At 62.9% G+C, this 19,376-nt stretch carries 17 protein-coding genes; 6 read left to right on the plus strand and 11 right to left on the minus strand.

Annotation, left to right across the window (positions count from 1 at the left end; genetic code table 11):
* Positions 1-2: 2 nt before the first annotated feature.
* Complete coding sequence (locus tag JET14_RS09155; protein ID WP_200337739.1) at positions 3-452, plus strand: DNA polymerase III subunit chi; 450 nt, start codon at positions 3-5, stop codon at positions 450-452.
* A gap of 34 nt (positions 453-486) precedes the next feature.
* Here JET14_RS09155 and JET14_RS09160 read toward each other — a convergent pair whose 3' ends face one another.
* Positions 487-777, minus strand: a complete 291-nt coding sequence (locus JET14_RS09160; RefSeq protein WP_200337740.1) for a helix-turn-helix domain-containing protein — start codon at positions 775-777, stop codon at positions 487-489.
* Positions 778-888: 111 nt separating this feature from the next.
* Positions 889-1,104: a DUF2842 domain-containing protein gene (locus JET14_RS09165; protein ID WP_200337741.1), complete on the minus strand. Its 216-nt coding sequence runs from the start codon at positions 1,102-1,104 to the stop codon at positions 889-891.
* 136 nt (positions 1,105-1,240) lie between these two features.
* Here JET14_RS09165 and JET14_RS09170 point away from each other — a divergent pair, with 136 nt between their 5' ends.
* Positions 1,241-2,332 (plus strand): COX15/CtaA family protein, encoded by a 1,092-nt coding sequence (locus tag JET14_RS09170; protein ID WP_200337742.1) that lies wholly within the window; start codon positions 1,241-1,243, stop codon positions 2,330-2,332.
* A 108-nt stretch (positions 2,333-2,440) separates the two neighbouring features.
* On the opposite strand, the gene JET14_RS09175 is transcribed toward JET14_RS09170, so the two are convergent.
* The 3 genes from JET14_RS09175 to JET14_RS09185 all read right to left on the minus strand — a co-directional run bounded on the left by JET14_RS09175 (position 2,441) and on the right by JET14_RS09185 (position 5,646).
* The gene (locus tag JET14_RS09175; RefSeq protein ID WP_200337743.1) at positions 2,441-3,274 is read right to left on the minus strand and encodes a DODA-type extradiol aromatic ring-opening family dioxygenase; all 834 of its coding nucleotides are present in this window, start codon (positions 3,272-3,274) and stop codon (positions 2,441-2,443) included.
* Positions 3,275-3,364: 90 nt separating this feature from the next.
* Complete coding sequence (argC, locus tag JET14_RS09180) at positions 3,365-4,291, minus strand: N-acetyl-gamma-glutamyl-phosphate reductase (protein ID WP_200337744.1); 927 nt, start codon at positions 4,289-4,291, stop codon at positions 3,365-3,367.
* 101 nt (positions 4,292-4,392) lie between these two features.
* Positions 4,393-5,646, minus strand: a complete 1,254-nt coding sequence (locus JET14_RS09185; RefSeq protein ID WP_200337745.1) for an AGE family epimerase/isomerase — start codon at positions 5,644-5,646, stop codon at positions 4,393-4,395.
* Between the two features lie 314 nt (positions 5,647-5,960).
* On the opposite strand from JET14_RS09185, the gene metH reads away from it, so the two are divergent.
* Positions 5,961-9,737 carry a methionine synthase gene (gene metH / locus JET14_RS09190; RefSeq protein WP_200337746.1) on the plus strand — a complete coding sequence of 1,259 codons (3,777 nt, stop codon included), beginning with the start codon at positions 5,961-5,963 and terminating at the stop codon, positions 9,735-9,737.
* A 34-nt stretch (positions 9,738-9,771) separates the two neighbouring features.
* Here metH and JET14_RS09195 read toward each other — a convergent pair whose 3' ends face one another.
* From JET14_RS09195 to JET14_RS09220, 6 genes are all read right to left on the minus strand, one after another.
* Positions 9,772-10,401, minus strand: coding sequence for a glutathione S-transferase family protein (locus tag JET14_RS09195; protein ID WP_200337747.1), 630 nt, complete (start codon positions 10,399-10,401; stop codon positions 9,772-9,774).
* A 119-nt stretch (positions 10,402-10,520) separates the two neighbouring features.
* The gene (locus JET14_RS09200; protein WP_200337748.1) at positions 10,521-11,138 is read right to left on the minus strand and encodes a glutathione S-transferase family protein; all 618 of its coding nucleotides are present in this window, start codon (positions 11,136-11,138) and stop codon (positions 10,521-10,523) included.
* Between the two features lie 144 nt (positions 11,139-11,282).
* Positions 11,283-11,720: a DUF779 domain-containing protein gene (locus JET14_RS09205; RefSeq protein WP_246750584.1), complete on the minus strand. Its 438-nt coding sequence runs from the start codon at positions 11,718-11,720 to the stop codon at positions 11,283-11,285.
* A gap of 89 nt (positions 11,721-11,809) precedes the next feature.
* The gene (gene adh, locus JET14_RS09210) at positions 11,810-13,321 is read right to left on the minus strand and encodes an aldehyde dehydrogenase (RefSeq protein ID WP_200338047.1); all 1,512 of its coding nucleotides are present in this window, start codon (positions 13,319-13,321) and stop codon (positions 11,810-11,812) included.
* 200 nt (positions 13,322-13,521) lie between these two features.
* Positions 13,522-14,526, minus strand: coding sequence for a GAF domain-containing protein (locus JET14_RS09215; RefSeq protein WP_200337749.1), 1,005 nt, complete (start codon positions 14,524-14,526; stop codon positions 13,522-13,524).
* Between the two features lie 251 nt (positions 14,527-14,777).
* Positions 14,778-15,992, minus strand: a complete 1,215-nt coding sequence (locus JET14_RS09220; RefSeq protein ID WP_200337750.1) for an NADP-dependent isocitrate dehydrogenase — start codon at positions 15,990-15,992, stop codon at positions 14,778-14,780.
* Between the two features lie 281 nt (positions 15,993-16,273).
* Here JET14_RS09220 and JET14_RS09225 point away from each other — a divergent pair, with 281 nt between their 5' ends.
* The 3 genes from JET14_RS09225 to JET14_RS09235 all read left to right on the plus strand — a co-directional run bounded on the left by JET14_RS09225 (position 16,274) and on the right by JET14_RS09235 (position 19,374).
* On the plus strand, positions 16,274-17,404 hold the full coding sequence (locus JET14_RS09225; RefSeq protein ID WP_200337751.1) for a carbohydrate kinase: 1,131 nt from the start codon (positions 16,274-16,276) through the stop codon (positions 17,402-17,404).
* On the plus strand, positions 17,397-18,320 hold the full coding sequence (locus tag JET14_RS09230) for a pseudouridine-5'-phosphate glycosidase (RefSeq protein WP_432443074.1): 924 nt from the start codon (positions 17,397-17,399) through the stop codon (positions 18,318-18,320). Before JET14_RS09225 ends, JET14_RS09230 begins: the two co-directional genes overlap by 8 nt.
* Positions 18,321-18,381: 61 nt before the next feature.
* Positions 18,382-19,374 (plus strand): MDR family oxidoreductase, encoded by a 993-nt coding sequence (locus tag JET14_RS09235; protein ID WP_200337752.1) that lies wholly within the window; start codon positions 18,382-18,384, stop codon positions 19,372-19,374.
* Positions 19,375-19,376 lie beyond the last annotated feature (2 nt).

Genomic DNA, 19,376 nt, shown 5'->3' on the forward strand with positions numbered 1-19,376 from the left:
CTGTGACGGAGATCCTGTTCTACCATTTGACGGAATCCCTGCGCGAGGCCGCCTTGCCGCCGCTCGTCGAGAAAAGCCTGGAGCGCGGCTGGCGGGTCGCGATCCAGACCGCAAGCGAGGCGGAGCGCGACCGGTTGGACGGCATCTTGTGGACCTTCCGCGCCGACAGTTTCATTCCGCACGGAACCGATGCCGAAGACAATGGCGAAACCCAGCCGGTGCTGCTGACGACGGCGGGCGCCAACGCCAACCGCGCCGATATCCGCTTTTTCGTCGAGGGCGCGGAGGTGCGCGACGTCGACGATTACAGCCGCGTCGTTGTGATGTTCGATGGTCACGACGGCGACGAACTCACCAAGGCGCGCGCCCAGTGGAAGGCGCTGCGTCAGGGCGACCACAGCCTGACCTACTGGCAGCAGGGCGAGGGCGGGCGATGGCAGAAAAAGGCCTGATCATCCGCCCGGAGGTGTGAAGGCCGAGCGGCTGTCAGCCGTCATTCGTCGCGTTGAGATCTTCCGGTCGAATGCCGTCGCAGGGATCAATGGAATGGGCGAGACGAACCCCGGGCCCACCGCCGTTTTCGCCGTCCTCTATGAAGGCGATTCCCTTCTTTGCGAAGGCTTTTTCCAGCGCGTCCGCAACGGCGAAATCGCGTTCGCCGCCGTCGGTCTCTGCCTTGGCCAGCGCTTCCCGGTCCACGCCGGTCAAGGCCGCAGCCTCATCTTGCGAAAGCCCGAGCAGGGCGCGGGCGGCGCGGATCTGTTGCGATGTGATCATGGTCGTGATGCCTTCGGCGAGCGTTGTCTCTGTTGACGATCTATACCATTTCCAATGTGGAAAATCTTCGGCGGTTCCACGCGCCGTCGAAAAATCATCGCCGAGACGGGGTTAACGCCGGTTCGCCGGCGGCCCGGCCATCCATTTGATGATGAACATGGCCGGAATGATCCAGAGAAGGCCGGTCAGGAAGAAATAGAGAAGGGCGGCCCAGGCGGACCGCCCGTCCAGCACGACGGTTGCCAGGGTTGTGGCCGTCAGGGCATAGACAATCACCAGCGTGACGATGAGGATCGTTCCGATAAATTTACGCAATCTGACTGGCACGGTCGCAATTCCCCCCTTATGAAGTGAGGTGAGACTATGCCGTCGATCGGCATGTGTGAAGCCCGGCCGATGCGAACCGCCGCTTCATGCACATGAGTAGTGACGGCAATGCTGGTTTGACTGGAGAAAACGGCCGATGGCAAACGCAACTTCCCCCGCCCTTGCCGAGAGCGAACAGCGTTTCAACGCCGCGCTCGTGCGGGGCTGGCTCTATTTCGTCGTTCTGACGCTGTTCTGTCTGGTGCTGGTCGGCGGCGCGACGCGGCTGACGCAGTCTGGCCTGTCGATCACCGAGTGGAAGCCGATCCACGGCATCATCCCGCCCTTGAGCCTCGCCGAATGGCAGGAGGAGTTCGAACTTTACAAGCGGATTCCCGAATACCAGCTTCTGAACAAGGGCATGTCGCTTGCCGAATTCCAGAACATCTTCTGGTGGGAATGGAGCCACCGCCTGCTGGCGCGGGCGGTCGGGCTGATTTTCGCGCTGCCGCTTCTGTTCTTCTGGATGTCGAAGCGCCTGCCGAAGGGGCTCGGCTGGCCGCTGACCGGGGTGCTGGCGCTCGGCGGACTGCAGGGCTTCATCGGCTGGTGGATGGTGTCTTCGGGCCTGACGGAACGCACCGATGTCAGCCAGTACCGCCTGGCCGTTCATCTGGTCATGGCCTGTCTGATCATTGCGGCCTGCGTGTACATCGCGCGCGGGCTGAAGCCCCGCCGCCATGAAGACCCGCCGACGCGCGCTTCGCACGGGTTTGCCATCGTGCTTCTCGTCGCGGCCTTCATCCAAATCTATCTCGGCGCGCTTGTTGCCGGGCTTGATGCCGGGCTTTCCTACAATACCTGGCCGCTGATGGATGGCGCGATCGTGCCGCAGGATTTACTATTGCACCAACCGGCATGGCTGAACTTCTTCGAAAACCCGAAGACGGTGCAGTTCACCCACCGCATGGGCGGCTATGTCCTGCTGTTGCTGGCGCTTCTGCACTATGTGGCGGAGTGGCGCGGCGCGGTGGCGCGCGGGCTTGACCTGGAGCTCTCCCAGCATGCGCGCGGCGCGCTGACGATCCTGATCGTCATCCTCCTGCAGGCGGTGCTCGGCATCTTCACGCTGGTGCTGCAGATGCCGCTGTGGCTGGCTCTTTCGCATCAGGCCGGCGCGATCATCGTGCTGATCCTCGTCACCGGCCATCTGCGCGGCTATCGCAGGCCTCTCATCGAAGAGGTCTGAGAGGGACAAGAGCGGTTCCGCCTTTCTTGGAAACGCGCAACCACTCTATCCATTTGTTTTGCGCATTTTCGCTTAACGTCAGATGGTTCCATCTGACTGCGAAATGCTCTAGCCGAAGCGATAGGCCGAATAGGGCTTGCCGCGAAAATTGCCCTGGAAGACCTGCTTGCCTGTGTCTTCGCCGGCAGCGCCGGCCGCAACGAAAACCGGCACGAGGTGGTCGTGGTCGGGCACATGGCATTCCAGCGCATCCGGGTTCTGCGTCCATGTGGCGAGCCGGGCCGCGCGCTCCGCGGGCGCCTGGATCGAAAGCGCATCCTTCAGCCAGTCGTCGAACCGGGTTGCCGCCGCCGCATGGGCCTCGTCCTGGCGGTAGAACATGCGCATATTATGATAGGAAAGGCCCGAGGCGACGATCAGGATATCCTCGTCGCGCAACGCTTGCAGCGCCTCGCCGATCCTGAAATGGGTCTCGGCCGAAAGATCCGGGTCGAGCGACATCATCACGATCGGCACATCGGCCTGCGGGTACATCATCATGAACGGGATGAAGACGCCATGGTCGAAGCCGCGCTCGGAATCCGTTGCCGTTTCAATGCCGGCGGACGCCAACACGTCACGCACATGCTCGGCAACGTCCGGCGCGCCGGGGGCAGGGTAGTCGAGCTCGAACGTATGCGGCGGAAAGCCGTAATAGTCGAAATACATGCCGGGGTGCGCTGCCGTGGAGACAGTCAACCTGTCGACCTTTTCCCAATGGGCCGAGATCACCAGAACCGCCTTCGGGCGGCGGCCGAGCGCATTGTCGAAGCCCTTGAGATAGACTTCCAGCTCCTTCCAGGGGTCACCCGGCGGCAGAATGCCCTCGGGCCCGTGCATGAACGGCCAGGGACCGCCGCCATGGGGAATGAAGAAGACGGGAAGACGCGATTGCGTAGACATCGGACAAATCCTCGCTGATTGCTTTAACCCAATATAGCGAGGCGGGCGATCGGCCGCGACGGGCGAACCGGTCGACGGATTGTTCACCGATCAGGCCGAGAGCATCAGGTCCATGTTCTGGACGGCGGCGCCCGATGCGCCCTTGCCGAGATTGTCGAGCTGGGCGACCAGATTGACATGAGCGCCGCCGCCGAAGACGTAGATCTTCATGATGTCCTGGCCCGCAAGCTCTTCGGCATTGAGGCGCACGAGCGATCCGCTTTCGGCAAGCGGCACGACGCGAACGATGTCCTGGCCGGCATAGTATTCCGAAAGCAGCGCGTGGATGCTTTCCTGATTGTGCTCGCCCTCAAGCTCCTCGAGGTAAAGCGGCACCTGAACCAGCATGCCCTGCGGGAAGCGGCCGACGGACGGCGAGAAGATCGGCGCGCGCGGCAGAAGGCCGTGCGTGGTCATTTCCGGCACATGCTTGTGCGCCAGGTTGAGGCCATAAAGGAAATGCGGCGCGTCGATGTGGTCGTCGCGGCTTTTATCCTCCATCTGGGCAATCAGGTTCTTGCCGCCGCCGGTGTAGCCGGAGACCGCGTTGATCGTGACCGGATAGCTGTCCGGAATGACGCTGGCGGCCCGCAGCGGACGGATGAGGCCGATCGCGCCGGTCGGGTAGCAGCCGGGATTGGCGACATACCGGGCGCCACGGATGCGCTCGGCCTGGTCCTTGTCCATCTCGGCGAAGCCATAAGCCCAGTCGGGATTGACGCGATAGGCCGTCGACGTGTCGATGACGCGCACGCTGTTATTGCCCGCGAGCATGCCGACGGCTTCGCGCGAGGCGTCGTCGGGCAGGCAGAGGATGGCGATATCGGCGCTGTTGATGAGGTCTTCGCGCATCTTCGGATTGCGGCGTTCCTCATGCGGGATCGACAGAAGCTCGACGTCGCGGCGTTCAGCCATGCGGGTGCGGATCTGCAGCCCAGTCGTGCCGTGTTCGCCGTCGATGAAGATCTTCGCTGCCATTTTCCTGTCCTGTCGCTGTGAGGGGCATTTCGCTTCAGCGCATATATAAAGCGGGCCCCGAAGGCCCGCAATGTTTTCACCTGACTGAATATCGCAATTGTTCAATGCTTGACTTCGCGGAAGATCACTTCCGGAAGGCTGCCGAGCGCCGGGTAGAGCGGAATGAGGCAGGCCTGAAGCGCGTGGTAGATGTCGCTCTTGCCTGGGAAAAGCGTTGCCTGCGGCACCAGATCCTCCGAAAGCTCCTCGTGCCAGCCGCCTTTCTCATGGTCGATGAGATGATTGGCGACGAAGCTCCACTGTTTGCGATAGGCATACATGTGCATGTCCTGGCCGAAATGGGAGGTCAGGAAATGCGTGGCGCCGATGCCCTCGCAATGGGGCCACCAGAGCTTGGCCCGGTTCTTCGGCTTGTTGTCCCAGTCGAGCGTGTAGAACATGCCGCGCTTTTCATAGTCCCAGCCAAGCTTGAAGGCGGAGACGAAGAGCTCGTGCGCGGCCTTCGGCATCCAGCTGTGCGAGCGGCCGGTGAGCGTGTGAAGCTGCAGCAGAAGACGCGTCCATTCCAGCCAGTGGCCGGGCGTGGTGCCGGACGGGCGGAACATCTCGTTGCCGGAGTAGTCGTGGTCGACCTTCCAGTCCTCGGTGAAATGCTCGGCGACGCGGAAGCCGCATTCGCGGGCATGCTTGTGGATGATCAGCTCGGCAATGCGCTTGGCCTTGGTCAGATATTCGATATCGCCGGTGACCTCGTAGGCCTCCATCAGCGCCTCGGTCATGTGCATGTTGCAGTTCTGGCCGCGATAGCCGGGCACAGGCGTCCAGTCCGTTTCGAACTCCTCGGCGACCGCGCCGTGCTTTTCCTCCCAGAAATGCTTGTTGATGATCTCGGTGACGTCCGCGATCATGGCGTCGGCGAGCGGATGACCGGCGAATTTGGCGGATGAGGCCGCAAGCAGAACGAAGGCGTGGCCGTAAGCCTGTTTCGTCGGTTCGCCGAGCGGGCCGTCCTCATTGATCTGCCAGAAATAGCCGCCGCGTTGCTTGTCGCGGTGGTTCTCCCACAGATAGTGCATGCCGTGGTCCATCAGGTCGTCGCAGCCGGGCCGCCCGAGAAGATGGCCGATGGCCATGCAGTGGACCATGCGCGCGGTCGTGTGGATGCCGCGCACGGGATTTTCGCCGCCCGTTGGCTTGCCGTCCTTGTCGAATTCAAAGAAACCGCCCTTCGGGTTGACCGAGCGGTACTGGAAATAGTCGAAAAGGTCGTTCGCCTGCTTCCAGAGCCATTCGCGGTGATAGGGCCTGTTGATCCAGCGCGGCGGGGCGACAAGCGTGTTGATCTTCGGTTTCATGGGTAACCCTCCCTTTGATGCAACCGCGCGCTGCGCCGGCGCGCGGGAAATGTTGATCGCTACTGTCGGATGAGGCATCCGAAATGGCCGCGCATGTTCCGTTCAGTCAGTTGATTAGTTTATATAGCGCGCAGGATAGCATCTCAATTCCGATTTGCATCCCGCTTGATCATGCGCAAAGAATGCCGGAAAACGTCGCCCGCAGGCGGACAATCCCCTTCGAACGGTCGCGGGAGGTAAAACCGGCGCTATCGACATGTTGACATAAAGATATCTTTATGTGAATTCATGGCCTCGAAAACTGGAGATGGCTCATGCTTGACGAACTGTTCGGAGAAGAGGCGCCGCGGCGCAGCGGCAAGGAAATCCGCGCTGCCCTGGAAAAGGCCGCGCGCGAGCGCATCCTCATCCTCGACGGCGCCATGGGCACCCAGATCCAGGGGCTGGGCTTCGACGAGGACCATTTCCGTGGCGACCGCTTCATCGGCTGCGCCTGCCACCAGCAGGGCAATAACGACCTTCTGATTCTGAGTCAGCCGAAGGCGCTTGAGGATATCCATTACGAATACGCGATCGCCGGCGCGGATATTCTGGAGACCAACACCTTTTCCAGCACCCGCATCGCCCAGGCCGACTACCAGATGGAGGAGATGGTCTACGAGTTGAACCGCGACGGCGCGCGCCTTGCCCGCCGTGCGGCGATCCGGGCCGAGCAGGAAGATGGCCGCCGCCGCTTTGTCGCCGGCGCCGTCGGTCCGACCAACCGCACCGCCTCGATCTCACCGGACGTGAACAATCCGGGCTATCGCGCTGTAACCTTTGATCAATTGCGCGATGCCTACCGCGAGCAGATCGAGGGTTTGATCGACGGCGGATCGGACCTGATCCTGATCGAGACCATTTTCGATACGCTGAATGCCAAGGTCGCCGTCTTCGCCGCGCGCCAGGCGTTTCGCGCCAAGGGGATCGAACTGCCGCTGATGATCTCCGGCACGATCACCGATCTTTCCGGCCGCACGCTCTCCGGCCAGACGCCGACCGCCTTCTGGAATTCGCTGTCGCATGCGGACCCGTTCACGATCGGGCTCAACTGCGCGCTCGGGGCGGACGCGATGCTGCCGCATCTGCAGGAGCTGTCGGGCGTTGCCGACACCTTCACCTGCGCCTATCCCAATGCCGGCCTGCCGAACGAGTTCGGTCAGTATGATCAGGATCCGGAGGAGATGGCCGGGCTGATCCGCCCCTTTGCCCAGCAGGGGCTTGTCAACATCCTCGGCGGTTGCTGCGGTTCAACGCCCGAGCATATCGCCGCGATCGCTGCGGTCGCCTCCAATTTCGCGCCGCGCGAAGTGCCGGAACACCGCCCGGTTCTGTCGCTCTCGGGTCTCGAGCCGTTCCACCTGACCAGGGACATTCCCTTCGTCAATGTCGGCGAGCGCACCAATGTCACCGGCTCGGCGAAGTTCCGCAAGCTGATCACCAATGCAGACTATGCGACCGCGCTCGATGTCGCCCGCGACCAGGTGGAAGCCGGCGCGCAAATCATCGACATCAATATGGACGAGGGGCTGATCGATTCGGAGCGGGCGATGGTCGAGTATCTGAACCTGATCGCCGCCGAACCGGATATCGCCCGCGTGCCGCTGATGATCGACTCCTCGAAGTGGGAAATCATCGAGGCCGGGCTGAAATGCGCCCAGGGCAAGTCGCTGGTCAACTCGATCTCGCTGAAGGAAGGCGAGGAACAGTTCATCGAGCGGGCGCAGTTGATCCGGGACTATGGCGCGGCAACCGTGGTCATGGCCTTCGACGAGAAGGGCCAGGCCGACACCTTCGAGCGCAAGGTCGAGATCTGTTCGCGCGCCTACAGGATCCTGACCGAGACGGTCGGCTTTCCGCCGGAAGACATCATTTTCGACCCGAACATCTTCGCCGTTGCGACCGGGATCGAGGAACACGACAATTACGGCGTCGACTTCATCGAGGCGACGCGGGCGATCCGCAAGAACCTGCCTTACGCGCATGTCTCGGGTGGCGTCTCGAACCTCTCCTTCTCCTTCCGCGGTAACGAGCCGGTGCGCCAGGCCATGCATGCTGTGTTCCTCTATCACGCCATCCAGGCGGGCATGGATATGGGCATCGTCAATGCCGGCCAGCTGATCGTCTACGAGACCATCGATCCGGAACTGCGCGAGGCCTGCGAGGACGTCGTCCTCAACCGCCGCTCGGACGCCACCGAGCGCCTGCTCGATATTGCCGAGCGCTATCGCGGAACCGGCAAGGCGGAAGAGCGCAAGCAGGATCTCGCCTGGCGCGAATGGCCGGTGGAAAAGCGGCTTGAACACGCGCTCGTCAACGGCATCACCGAATATGTCGAGGCCGATGTGGAAGAGGCGCGGCAGGCCGCCGAGCGGCCGCTGCACGTCATCGAAGGCCCGCTGATGGCCGGCATGAACGTCGTCGGCGACCTGTTCGGCGCCGGCAAGATGTTCCTGCCGCAGGTGGTGAAATCCGCGCGCGTGATGAAGCAGGGCGTTGCCGTGCTGCTGCCCTATATGGAAGAGGAAAAGCGCCTGAGCGGCGCGGAAGAGGGCGGCTCCAACGGCAAGGTGATCATGGCGACGGTGAAGGGCGATGTGCACGACATCGGCAAGAACATCGTCGGCGTCGTTCTTGCCTGCAACAATTACGAGATCATCGACCTCGGCGTGATGGTGCCGGCGGAAAAGATCCTGGCGGCGGCGAAGGAGCACAAGGCAGATATCATCGGACTGTCCGGCCTGATCACGCCGTCGCTCGACGAGATGGTGCATGTGGCCTCCGAAATGGAGCGGCAGGGTTTTGACATCCCGCTTCTGATCGGCGGCGCGACCACCAGCCGGACCCATACGGCGGTGAAGATCGACCCGGCCTACAACAAGGGCCAGGCGATCTACGTGACGGATGCGAGCCGCGCCGTGGGCGTGGTCAACAACCTCCTTTCGCCGGACCTGAAGGACGGCTATATCGCCGGCATTCAGGAGGAATATGCCAAGGTCGCCGAGAGCCACCGCCGGGCCGAGGCGCAGAAGAACCGCCTGCCGCTCGCCGCCGCGCGCGCCAACCACGTGAAGGTCGACTGGAACGGGTATGCGCCGCACGCGCCGTCATTTCTGGGCACAAAGGTTTTCGACGACTATGACCTCGAGGAGCTTTCCCGCTATATCGACTGGACGCCGTTCTTCCAGACATGGGAACTGAAGGGCCGCTTTCCGAACATTCTGGACGACGAGAAGCAGGGCGAAACCGCGCGCCAGCTCTATGCCGATGCGCAGGCGATGCTGACGAAGATCATCGAGGAAAAATGGTTCCGCCCGCGCGCGGTCATCGGCTTCTGGCCGGCCAATGCCGTCGGCGACGATATCCGCCTCTACAAGGACGAGAGCCACGAAGAAGAACTGGCGACCTTCTTCACCCTGCGCCAGCAGCTTTCCAAGCGCGGCGACCGGCCGAACGTGGCGCTTTCGGATTTCGTCGCGCCGGTCGAAAGCGGCAAAAAGGACTATGTCGGCGGCTTCGTCGTCACGGCCGGCTTTGAGGAGATCGCGATCGCGGAGCGCTTCGAGCGCGCCAATGACGACTATTCCTCGATCATGGTCAAGGCGCTTGCCGACCGTTTTGCCGAGGCCTTCGCGGAGCGGATGCACGAGCGCGTGCGCCGCGAATTCTGGGGCTATGCGCCGGACGAGAACTTCACCAATGCCGAACTGATCGGCGAGCCCTATGGCGGCATCCGGCCGGCCCCCGGCTATCCGGCGCAGCCCGACCATACCGAGAAGCGCACGCTCTTCGACCTGCTCGACGCCGAGAAGGCGACCGGCGTGAAACTGACCGAAAGCTATGCCATGTGGCCGGGCTCGTCGGTGTCCGGCATCTATATCGGCCATCCCGACAGCTATTATTTCGGCGTTGCCAAGGTCGAGCGCGACCAGGTCGAGGATTATGCGGCCCGCAAGGGCATGGAGGTGGAGGAGGTCGAACGCTGGCTCGGACCGGTGCTCAACTATATCCCGGGGAATGACGGCAGCGGCGTGGATGATGCGGCGGCCTGAGGATCGGACCGGCATTGCCTGAGGCTCAAGGGTCTCAGGCTGCGTCGGCCTTCATCTTGGCCAGCGCCTCCTCGTCAAGGCGGGTGGCCCGCTTCAGCGCCGGGCGGTCCGAAACGCGATCGGCATAGGCCTCGAAGACCGGCCGCTTCTCGATAGCGCCGGCGTTGAAGCACCAGATCAGCTGCGAGCTGAAATAGATATCGACGGCGCGGAAATGGTCGCCACAGACATAGGGTCTGTCGACCAATGCCTGTTCCAGTGTCGCGGTCACATCTTCAGCCCGACCATAGCCCATCATGCCCTGGCGCTTCTGCGGAACCTCGAAGCCCATATCGTGGTTGGTGACGAGTTCTTCGAGCGGACCGGCGGCGAAGAACATCCAGCGATAATAGTCGGCCTTTTCGCCAGGGCTTGGCCCGAGGCCGGCTTCGGGAAAGGTTTCGGCCAGGTAGGTGCAGATGGCGGCGACTTCTGTGACGACAGCCAGGCCATGGCGAATGGCCGGCACCTTCCCCATGCGGTTTACCGCAAGGTAGTCTGCCGTCTTCATCGCGCCGCCATAGGCCAGCACATGTGTCTCGTAGGAGACGCCGATTTCCTCGAGCATCCAGCGAATGATGCAACCACGCGACTGCGGGTTGGTATAGAAGTGCAGATCATCCATCGGGCATCCCCTGCATCCGTCTCCTGCGCTTCCGGCTTATGCCCGAATGGATGAAGCGGCAAGACGGAAGACGGCAGACGCGCGGGTGCGTGCGCAAAGGTCGCAGCCCGGATCTACCGCTACGCCATCTCCGCCGCCGCCGCGTCATCCAGCGCGGTGGCGCGGATGAAGGCCGGGCGGGTGGATATGCGCTCTGCATAGGCCGCGAAAGACGCCCGCTTGTCGACCGTGCCGAATTGCACGCCCCAGTTGATCTGCGCGCCGACATAGACATCGGCTGCGGTGAAGCTGTCACCGGCGATAAACGGGTTTTCCGAAAGCCATTGGTCGAGCGCGTCCATCACGTGCTCGAAATTGCCGTAGCCGACGGCGCGTTCGCGCTCGGGCGGCACCTCGAACCCGAAGGTCCGGTTGACCACCGCAGCCTCGAGCGGGCCTGCCGCGAAGAACAGCCAGCGGTAGTAGGAGGCGCGGTCGGCGGGCGGCGGCGCAAGCCCGGCCTCGGGAAAGGCGTCGGCAAGATAGGCGCAGATCGCGGCGCATTCGGTCACCACCTTGCCGTCATGGACAATCGTCGGCACCTTGCCCATCGGGTTGAGCGCCAGATAGGCGGGGTCCTTCATCGTACCGTGATAGGTCAGAATGTGGGTTTCGTACTCCGTCCCGACCTCTTCCAGCATCCAGCGCGCGATCCGACCGCGCGAAAGCGGGTTGGTGTACAAGGTAATTCTGCTCATAAGTGTCTCCCGGTGTTCTTTTTATGTTCTTGCCCATCCGCCGCGGAAAGGCAAGGCATAAATGCCGTTCCTCCGTCTGGAGCGGAGGAATCGGTCAGAGCCAGGAATAACGGGTCGGACAGCCGGCGGGCTGACAGTTTGGTTTCAAGCGCCGCTCCGGCCACGGTCTTTTTCTCCCAGCGCCGCCTGTTCCTCATCACTCAGAACCCGCGACCGGGTCAGAAACCGTTTCTCGCGGCCATTGTCGAGGCTGAACATGCCGCCGCGGCCGGGAACGACGTCGAGGATGAGCTGGGTATGTTTCCAGGCGGAAAATTGCGGGCCGGAGATCCAGACTTCCGCGCCTTCGACCTCGCCGAGCAGAACATCGCCGCTGCCGAGACGGAATTCGGCTTTCGGGTAGCACATCGGCGATGAGCCGTCGCAACAGCCGCCGGACTGGTGGAACATGATCTCGCCGTACTCGGACTGGATTTCGCGGATCAGAGCGCGCGCCGCAAGCGTGGCGGTGACGCGGCAACCCGGTTCCGCGCCCGCAGGCAGGGTCTGGTCCGTGACGCAGTTGATGGCGGGCGTTTCCATGGGCTTTCCTTCCATTGCCGTGGGCGGACGGAGCATGGGCTCCGTCCGCCTTCAGGGAGGAGGGGGCTTGTCACCCTCTTCTTGTGTTCTCAGAAGAAGCCGACCTTCTCGGTCGAGTAGCTGACCAGCAGGTTCTTGGTCTGCTGGTAGTGGTCGAGCATCATCTTGTGGGTTTCACGCCCTATGCCCGACTGCTTGTAGCCGCCGAAGGCCGCATGCGCGGGATAGGCGTGGTAGTTGTTGACCCAGACGCGGCCTGCCTGAATGTGGCGACCGAAGCGGTAGCACGTATTGGCATCGCGCGACCACACGCCGGCGCCAAGGCCATAGAGCGTGTCATTGGCGATTTCGAGCGCTTCCGCCTCGTCCTTGAAGGTGGTGACGGAGACGACGGGCCCGAAGATTTCCTCCTGGAACACGCGCATCTTGTTGTGCCCCTTGAGGATTGTCGGTTCGATATAGTAGCCGCCCGAAAGCTCGCCGCCGAGATCGGCCGCCTTGCCGCCCAGAAGCACTTCCGCGCCTTCCTGACGGCCGATATCGAAATAGCTCAGGATCTTTTCCTTCTGCTCGCTCGAGGCCTGCGCGCCGATCATGGTGTTGTCGGCGCGGGGGTCGCCCTGGATGATCGCCTTGGTGCGGGCGATGGCGCGCTCCATGAAGGCGTCGTAGATGTCTTCCTGGATCAGGGCGCGGGACGGGCAGGTGCAGACTTCGCCCTGGTTGAGCGCGAAGAACACGAAGCCCTCGACCGCCTTGTCGAGGTAGCCGTCATCCTCGCGCATCACATCCTTGAAGAAGATGTTGGGCGACTTGCCGCCGAGCTCCAGCGTCACCGGGATGAGGTTCTCGGTGGCATATTGCATGATCAGCCGCCCGGTGGTCGTCTCACCAGTGAAGGCGATCTTGGAGATGCGCGAGCTCTGCGCCAGCGGCTTGCCGGCTTCAAGCCCGAAGCCGTTGACGATGTTGAGCACGCCGGGCGGCAGGATGTCGGCGATCAGCTCCGCCAGCACCAGGATCGAGGCGGGCGTCTGTTCGGCCGGCTTCAGCACCACGCAATTGCCGGCGGCAATCGCCGGCGCCAGCTTCCAGGCGGCCATCAGGATCGGGAAGTTCCACGGAATGATCTGGCCCACCACGCCGAGCGGTTCATGGAAGTGATAGGCGACGGTGTCGTCGTCGATCTCGCTCATCGTGCCTTCCTGGGCCCGCAGCGCGGAGGCGAAGTAGCGGAAGTGGTCGGCGGCCAGCGGAATGTCGGCATTCATCGTTTCGCGGATCGGTTTGCCATTGTCCCAGGTCTCGCAGGTGGCGATCAGGGCAAGGTTAGCCTCGATCACATCCGCGATCTTCAGGAGCGCGCGGGCGCGCTCGGCCGGCGCTGTGGAGCCCCATTTCGCCTTCGCGGCGTGGGCCGCATCCAAGGCGAGTTCGATGTCGGCGGCGTCGGAACGGGCGATCTCGTTGATCGCGGCGCCGGTGATCGGCGTGGTATTGGTGAAATAGCGGCCGTTCTTCGGCGCGACGAACTTGCCGCCGATGAAGTTTTCGTAGCGGTCCCGGAACGGGGATTTCAGCAGCCCTTCGGGCTTGGTCATCTCGTTCATTGCGTTTCCTCCCAGAAATCATCCTGAACACTGTCGAGGAGTTCAATGTCGGCGCATGATTGATATTTGTCATCATTGTCAAACCGGCAGGAGCCGAAGACTGTCTCGCTATTGAGACAGTCCGGGAGCCAAAACGGCGAGGGCACGCGGCGTTTGCGGCGGATCATTGCGCCGTGGCGTGGTATCGCCGTTCAGCAACGGGAGGAAAGGCCGAGCCGCTTCATGCGGCGGTAGAGCGTGGCGCGACCGATCCCCAGCTCCTCGGCGGCGCGGCTCGCATTGCCGTGCTGGCGGGCGAGCGCCTTGAGGATGGCGGCGCGCTCGGCAGAGGCAAGTCCGGTTTGCGAAGCGCCGACCGCCAGCAGGTCGTCGGCGGGGACGGGCGCGAACGCACCGGAAGGGGCGAGGCCCAGCGCCAGACGGGCGGCGCGCGTGGCGCCGATCACGAGGTCGTTTTCATCAACGGCCAGGAGCGCAATTGCGGCCCCGCCGGCGGTCCCGCCTTCCTCGCTGTCATCGACGAGGATCACCCGCTCCCCGCTATGCCCGTGGCGGAAACAGTCGGCTTCTATCTTCCGCGCAGTCTCGCGCACCAGGGCCGCGATCATCTGGTTGGCGGCCGCTGTCTGGTCGCTGCGGGCGGACGAAATGTCGAGCGCGCCGATCAACTGGCCATCCGCGCCGTAGATCGGGGCGTCGATGCAGCTCATGGAGATGTTGCGATCGAGAAAGTGCTCGTCGCGATGGATGATCAGAGCGCGCTCCTCGGCGAGGCAGGTCCCGATGCCATTGGTGCCGACAGCCGCCTCCGACCAGCTTCGGCCGGGCTTGAGGCCCCAGCTTTCGAAACTCGTCTGGTCGCCGCTGCGCCAGCGCGCATCGAGGACGACGCCATCGGCATCGCTGAGGAACACGCCGCAGGCGGAAAGCGAGACGCATTTGTAGAGATGATCGAGCTTGGCGCGCGCCACATGCATCAGCAGATCGGAATTTTCCATCCGCTGTTTCAGTTCCGGTCCGCTGAGCGTTTCGGCACGGCGCGGCCTGGCGCCTGCGGGGTCGAGGCCGTGCTGAACCAGCGAACGCCACCAGGACGCGGCGACGGACGAGCGCGCGGGGCCGTTTGCGGAAAGCGCCGTTGCGGTCACGATATCGGCATGGGCGCGGCTTGCCGCCGGCCTTGAACCATAAGCCATCGGTATCTCCTCCCGCTTCCGCGCGGCACCTCCCGATGCCCGAACGGATCTCCTCAGCGGCTCACATCCGGTATTGTTATCCAAAACCGAAAGCGTGTGAAGGCATTTCCGCGCGATGACCCGCACGACTTTGGTTCACCGGAAGATCGCGAAGCGTGAAGGAACGGAGACGCGGACATATTCGGTTCACCGCAAACAAAAACCCGGCGCGAGGGCCGGGTTTCTCATGCTTATTGGCAGAATGGTCCGCCTCAGGCGGCCATGGCCTTCTTGAGGTTCTCGTCGATCTTGTCGAGGAAGGCGGTGGTCGACAGCCACGGCTGGTCGGGGCCGATGAGCAGCGCCAGGTCCTTGGTCATGTGGCCGCTTTCGACCGTGTCGATGCAGACCTTCTCCAGCGTGTGGGCGAAGTTGGTCAGTTCCTCGTTGCCGTCGAGCTTGCCGCGATGGGCGAGGCCACGGGTCCAGGCGAAGATCGAGGCGATCGAGTTGGTCGAAGTCTCCTGGCCCTTCTGGTGCTGGCGGTAGTGACGGGTCACCGTGCCGTGGGCGGCTTCGGCTTCCACCGTCTTGCCGTCGGGCGTCATCAGGACCGAGGTCATCAGGCCGAGCGAGCCGAAGCCCTGGGCGACGATGTCGGACTGGACGTCGCCGTCATAGTTCTTGCAGGCCCAGACGTAACCGCCGGACCATTTCAGCGCGGCCGCGACCATGTCGTCGATCAGGCGATGCTCGTACCAGATCTTCTTGGCTTCGTACTGTTCCTTGAACTCGTTCTCGTAGACTTCCTGGAACAGGTCCTTGAAGCGGCCGTCATAGGCCTTGAGAATGGTATTCTTGGTGGAGAGGTAGCAGGGAACGCCGCGCATCAGCGCGTAGTTCAGCGAGGCGCGGGCGAAATCGCGGATCGAATCGTCGAGGTTGTACATCGCCATGGCAACGCCGGAGGAGGGGGCGTCGAACACTTCGTGCTCGATCTCCTTGCCGTCCTCGCCGACGAACTTGATCGAAAGCTTGCCCTTGCCTGGGAACTTGAAATCGGTCGCGCGGTACTGGTCGCCGAAGGCGTGACGGCCGACGATGATCGGCTGGGTCCAGCCCGGAACCAGGCGCGGCACGTTCTGCATGATGATCGGCTCGCGGAAGATCACGCCGCCCAAGATGTTGCGGATCGTGCCGTTGGGCGAACGCCACATCTTCTTCAGGCCGAATTCCTCGACGCGGGCTTCATCGGGCGTGATGGTCGCGCATTTGATGCCGACGCCATGCTTCTTGATGGCGTTGGCGGCATCGACGGTGACCTGGTCGTCGGTGGCGTCGCGGTTCTGGACCGACAGGTCGTAATATTCGATCGGCAGGTCGAGATAGGGCAGGATCAGCTTGTCCTTGATGAACTGCCAGATGATGCGCGTCATTTCATCGCCGTCGAGATCGACGACCGGATTTGCCACCTTGATCTTCGTCATTATCCATCCTCGTCTAGCGGGCGCCGTCGAAAACGCCCTTTTGTTGCAAGAAGTCCCGAGGGCTATAGCACTGCGATGCCGGGGAAAAAAGGCATTCGGAGGCTAAACTTTGGTAAAAAACGGCCAATTTGCCGGGCGCCTCAAAATGACGGACGGCAGGCGCGGAGGGATGTCTGGCCGGACGCCGGACAGCGCCCGATCGACGAAGAACGCCAAATAACAGTTGTTTTGATAGTAACTGTTGTTATATACGGGCGTCATTATCCAAGCAGGGCACTCTCATGCCGGAACTCAGTCCTCTCGAAAGCGCGCTTCTTCGCCTCATCCGCGAGGACCCCTTTGCCGGCCAGCAGGCCATGGCCGAGAGGCTCGGTATTTCGCGACCGGCCGTGGCGGCGCATATCATGCGGCTGACGGAGCGCGGTCATATTCTCGGCCGGGGCTATGTCCTGCCGCCGGAGGGCCGCGTCCTGGTTATCGGCGGCGCGGTGATCGACCGTAAGTATCTCGCCCGCACGCCCCTGATCGCCGGCACCTCCAACCCGGTTGAGGGCATGCGCAGCTACGGCGGCGTGGCGCGCAACGTTGCGGAAAACCTCGCTTTGCTTGGGACGACCACCGGTTTTGTGACCGCCGTCGGAAACGACGAGAACGGGCGCTCGCTTCTCGCCCATCTGAGCGCGCGCGGGGTTGACGTCGCCCATGCCGTTGCGCTTCCCGACCAGCGTACGGCCGAGTATGCGGCGATCCTCGAGCCCACGGGGGAACTTGCCTATGGCATCGCCGACATGGCGATTTTCGATCAATTGACGCCGGCGATGATCGAGCAGGCCTGGCCCGCGATTGCCTCCGCCAGCCTGGTCTTTGCCGACTGCAACCTGCCGGCCGAAACGCTCGCCACCCTCATCGCAAGACGTCCGCACGGTCGCTTCCGGCTTGCTATCGATGCGGTCTCGTCGCCGAAGGTGAAGCGTCTGCCGCGATGCCTTGACGGGATAGACCTTCTGTTCCTGAACCTGGATGAGGCCGCAGCCTATCTCGGAAAGGTATTTTCTCGTGATATCAACGGCATGCATGATGCAGCCAAGTTTCTTCATCAAGCCGGAGCCACCGCAGTCATCCTTTCGTGCGGGACGCTCGGCGTCGTGGTCTGCGCGCAGGACGGCACAACCCACATTCCCGTGGTCAGGGCGGAGCCCATCGACATGACCGGCGCAGGCGATGCCATGATCGCCGGAACGCTCAATTTCTTTTCCCGGAACGACACGCTCACCGAAGCCGTGCGCAAGGGCGCGCTGATCGGCTCGCTGACCACCGAGACGGCATCGAGCGTCCATCCGGACCTGTCCAACCATTTTGTCGAGGCCAATCTCTATCGGCTCGACGCCACATCAGGAGATCATCTTGTCTGACATCGAAATCATCAAGAGCGGCGAAGTCGAAACCGCGCTTGCCGGCGGCAAGCCGGTCGTGGCGCTCGAATCCACCATCATCACCCACGGCATGCCCTATCCGGCCAATCTCGAGACCGCGCTTGCGGTCGAGGCCGCGGTGCGGGCAAACGGCGCGGTTCCGGCAACGATCGCGGTGATCGACGGCAAGCTGCATGCCGGCCTGGAAGAAGATGTCATCGAGCGCCTCGCGAAGGTCGAGGATGGCATCGTCAAGGCATCGGGACGGGACCTTGCCGTCGCCATGGTCAAGGGCCAGACGGCGGGAACGACGGTCTCGGCGACGATGAAGATCGCCGCCCTTGCCGGCATCCCGATCTTCGCCACCGGCGGCGTCGGCGGCGTTCACCGCGGCGCCGAGCAGACCTTCGATATCTCCGCCGACCTGACCGAACTCGGCCGGACAGCCGTCACCGTCATCTGCGCCGGCGTGAAGTCAATCCTCGATATTCCGAAGACGCTGGAAGTTCTGGAAACCCAGCGCGTGCCGGTGATGGCCTATCGAAGCGATGACTTCCCGGCATTTTTCACGCGTTCGAGCGGCTATCCGGCCGACCATCGCATGGACAGCGCCGAGGATATTGCGAAAGCCATGGCACTGCACGATGCGCTTGAAACCGGAACCGGCATCCTTGTCGCCAATCCCGTTCCCGAAGCGGATGCCCTCAGCCACGACTTCATCGATGGGACGATCGAGGACGCGCTCCGGGAAGCCAGCGAGAAGGGCATAACCCGCAAGGAACTGACGCCGTTCCTGCTTGCCCGGATCAACGAGCTATCGGAGGGCCGCAGTCTTGCCGCCAACATCGCGCTGGTGAAGAACAACGCCGCGCTGGCAGCACAGATCGCAGTGGCGCGCGTCGCCATCTCGGATTGACAGGACGCATTGCCATCGGCGCGATGACGACGCTATCCTCCCGGCAAACAGGGAGTGCATGATGACCGAAACCTTTGAAGCTCTGCTGATCCGCGCCAAGGACAATCCGAAGGCAAGCCTGGCGGAGCTCAGCCTGTCCGACCTTCCGGATCTGCCTGTCCTTGTACGGGTCGATTATTCGAGCCTCAACTACAAGGACGGGCTGTCGGTCACCGGCAAGGGACGCATCGCGCGCCGCTTCCCGATGGTGCCCGGCATCGATATTGCCGGAACGGTCGTCGAATCGGCCTCCGAGGCCTTCAGGCCCGGGGACAAGGTGATCGCCAACGGCAACGGCATGTCGGAGACGGAATGGGGCGCCTACAGCGCCTATCAGCGGTTGAAGCCTGAATGGCTGATGCCGCAACCCGAAGGGCTCACCCAGAAAGAGGCGATGGCGATCGGCACGGCCGGCTATACGGCTGCACTTTGCGTCAACCAGCTGCTGGCCTGGGGTGTTGTTTCCCCGGAAGAGGGAAAGGTGCTGGTCACCGGCGCTGCCGGCGGCGTCGGCTCCTGTGCCGTGGCGCTTCTCGCCTCGCTCGGCTTCAACGTCACCGCCTCCACCGGCCGGCCGGAGACGTATGACTACCTGCGCCAGCTCGGAGCTTCCGATTTCATCGATCGGCGCGAGCTTTCCGAAGCCGGAAAGCCGCTGCAGGCGGAACGCTGGACCGGCGCGGTCGACAGCGTCGGCTCGACGACGCTTGCCAATGTGCTGGCGCAGACGGTCTATGGCGGCGCTGTGACGGCCTGCGGCCTTGCCGGCGGGGCGGATCTTCCCGCGACCGTGATGCCGCATATCCTGCGCTCCGTGACCTTGATCGGCGTCGATTCGGTGATGGCGCCGAGGAAGCGCCGCGAGGCCGCGTGGCGATTGCTGCAGGCGCAGTTGTCGCCGGATCACATCGCGCTTGTGACCGAAGGCGAGGTGGCTCTTGCCGATCTTCCGCAGGTCGCCGAAGAGATCCTGGCGGGCAAGGTGCGCGGACGCATCGTGGTCAAGGTGAGCTGAAG

The sequence above is a fragment of the Martelella lutilitoris genome (assembly GCF_016598595.1).
Taxonomy (GTDB): domain Bacteria; phylum Pseudomonadota; class Alphaproteobacteria; order Rhizobiales; family Rhizobiaceae; genus Martelella; species Martelella lutilitoris_A.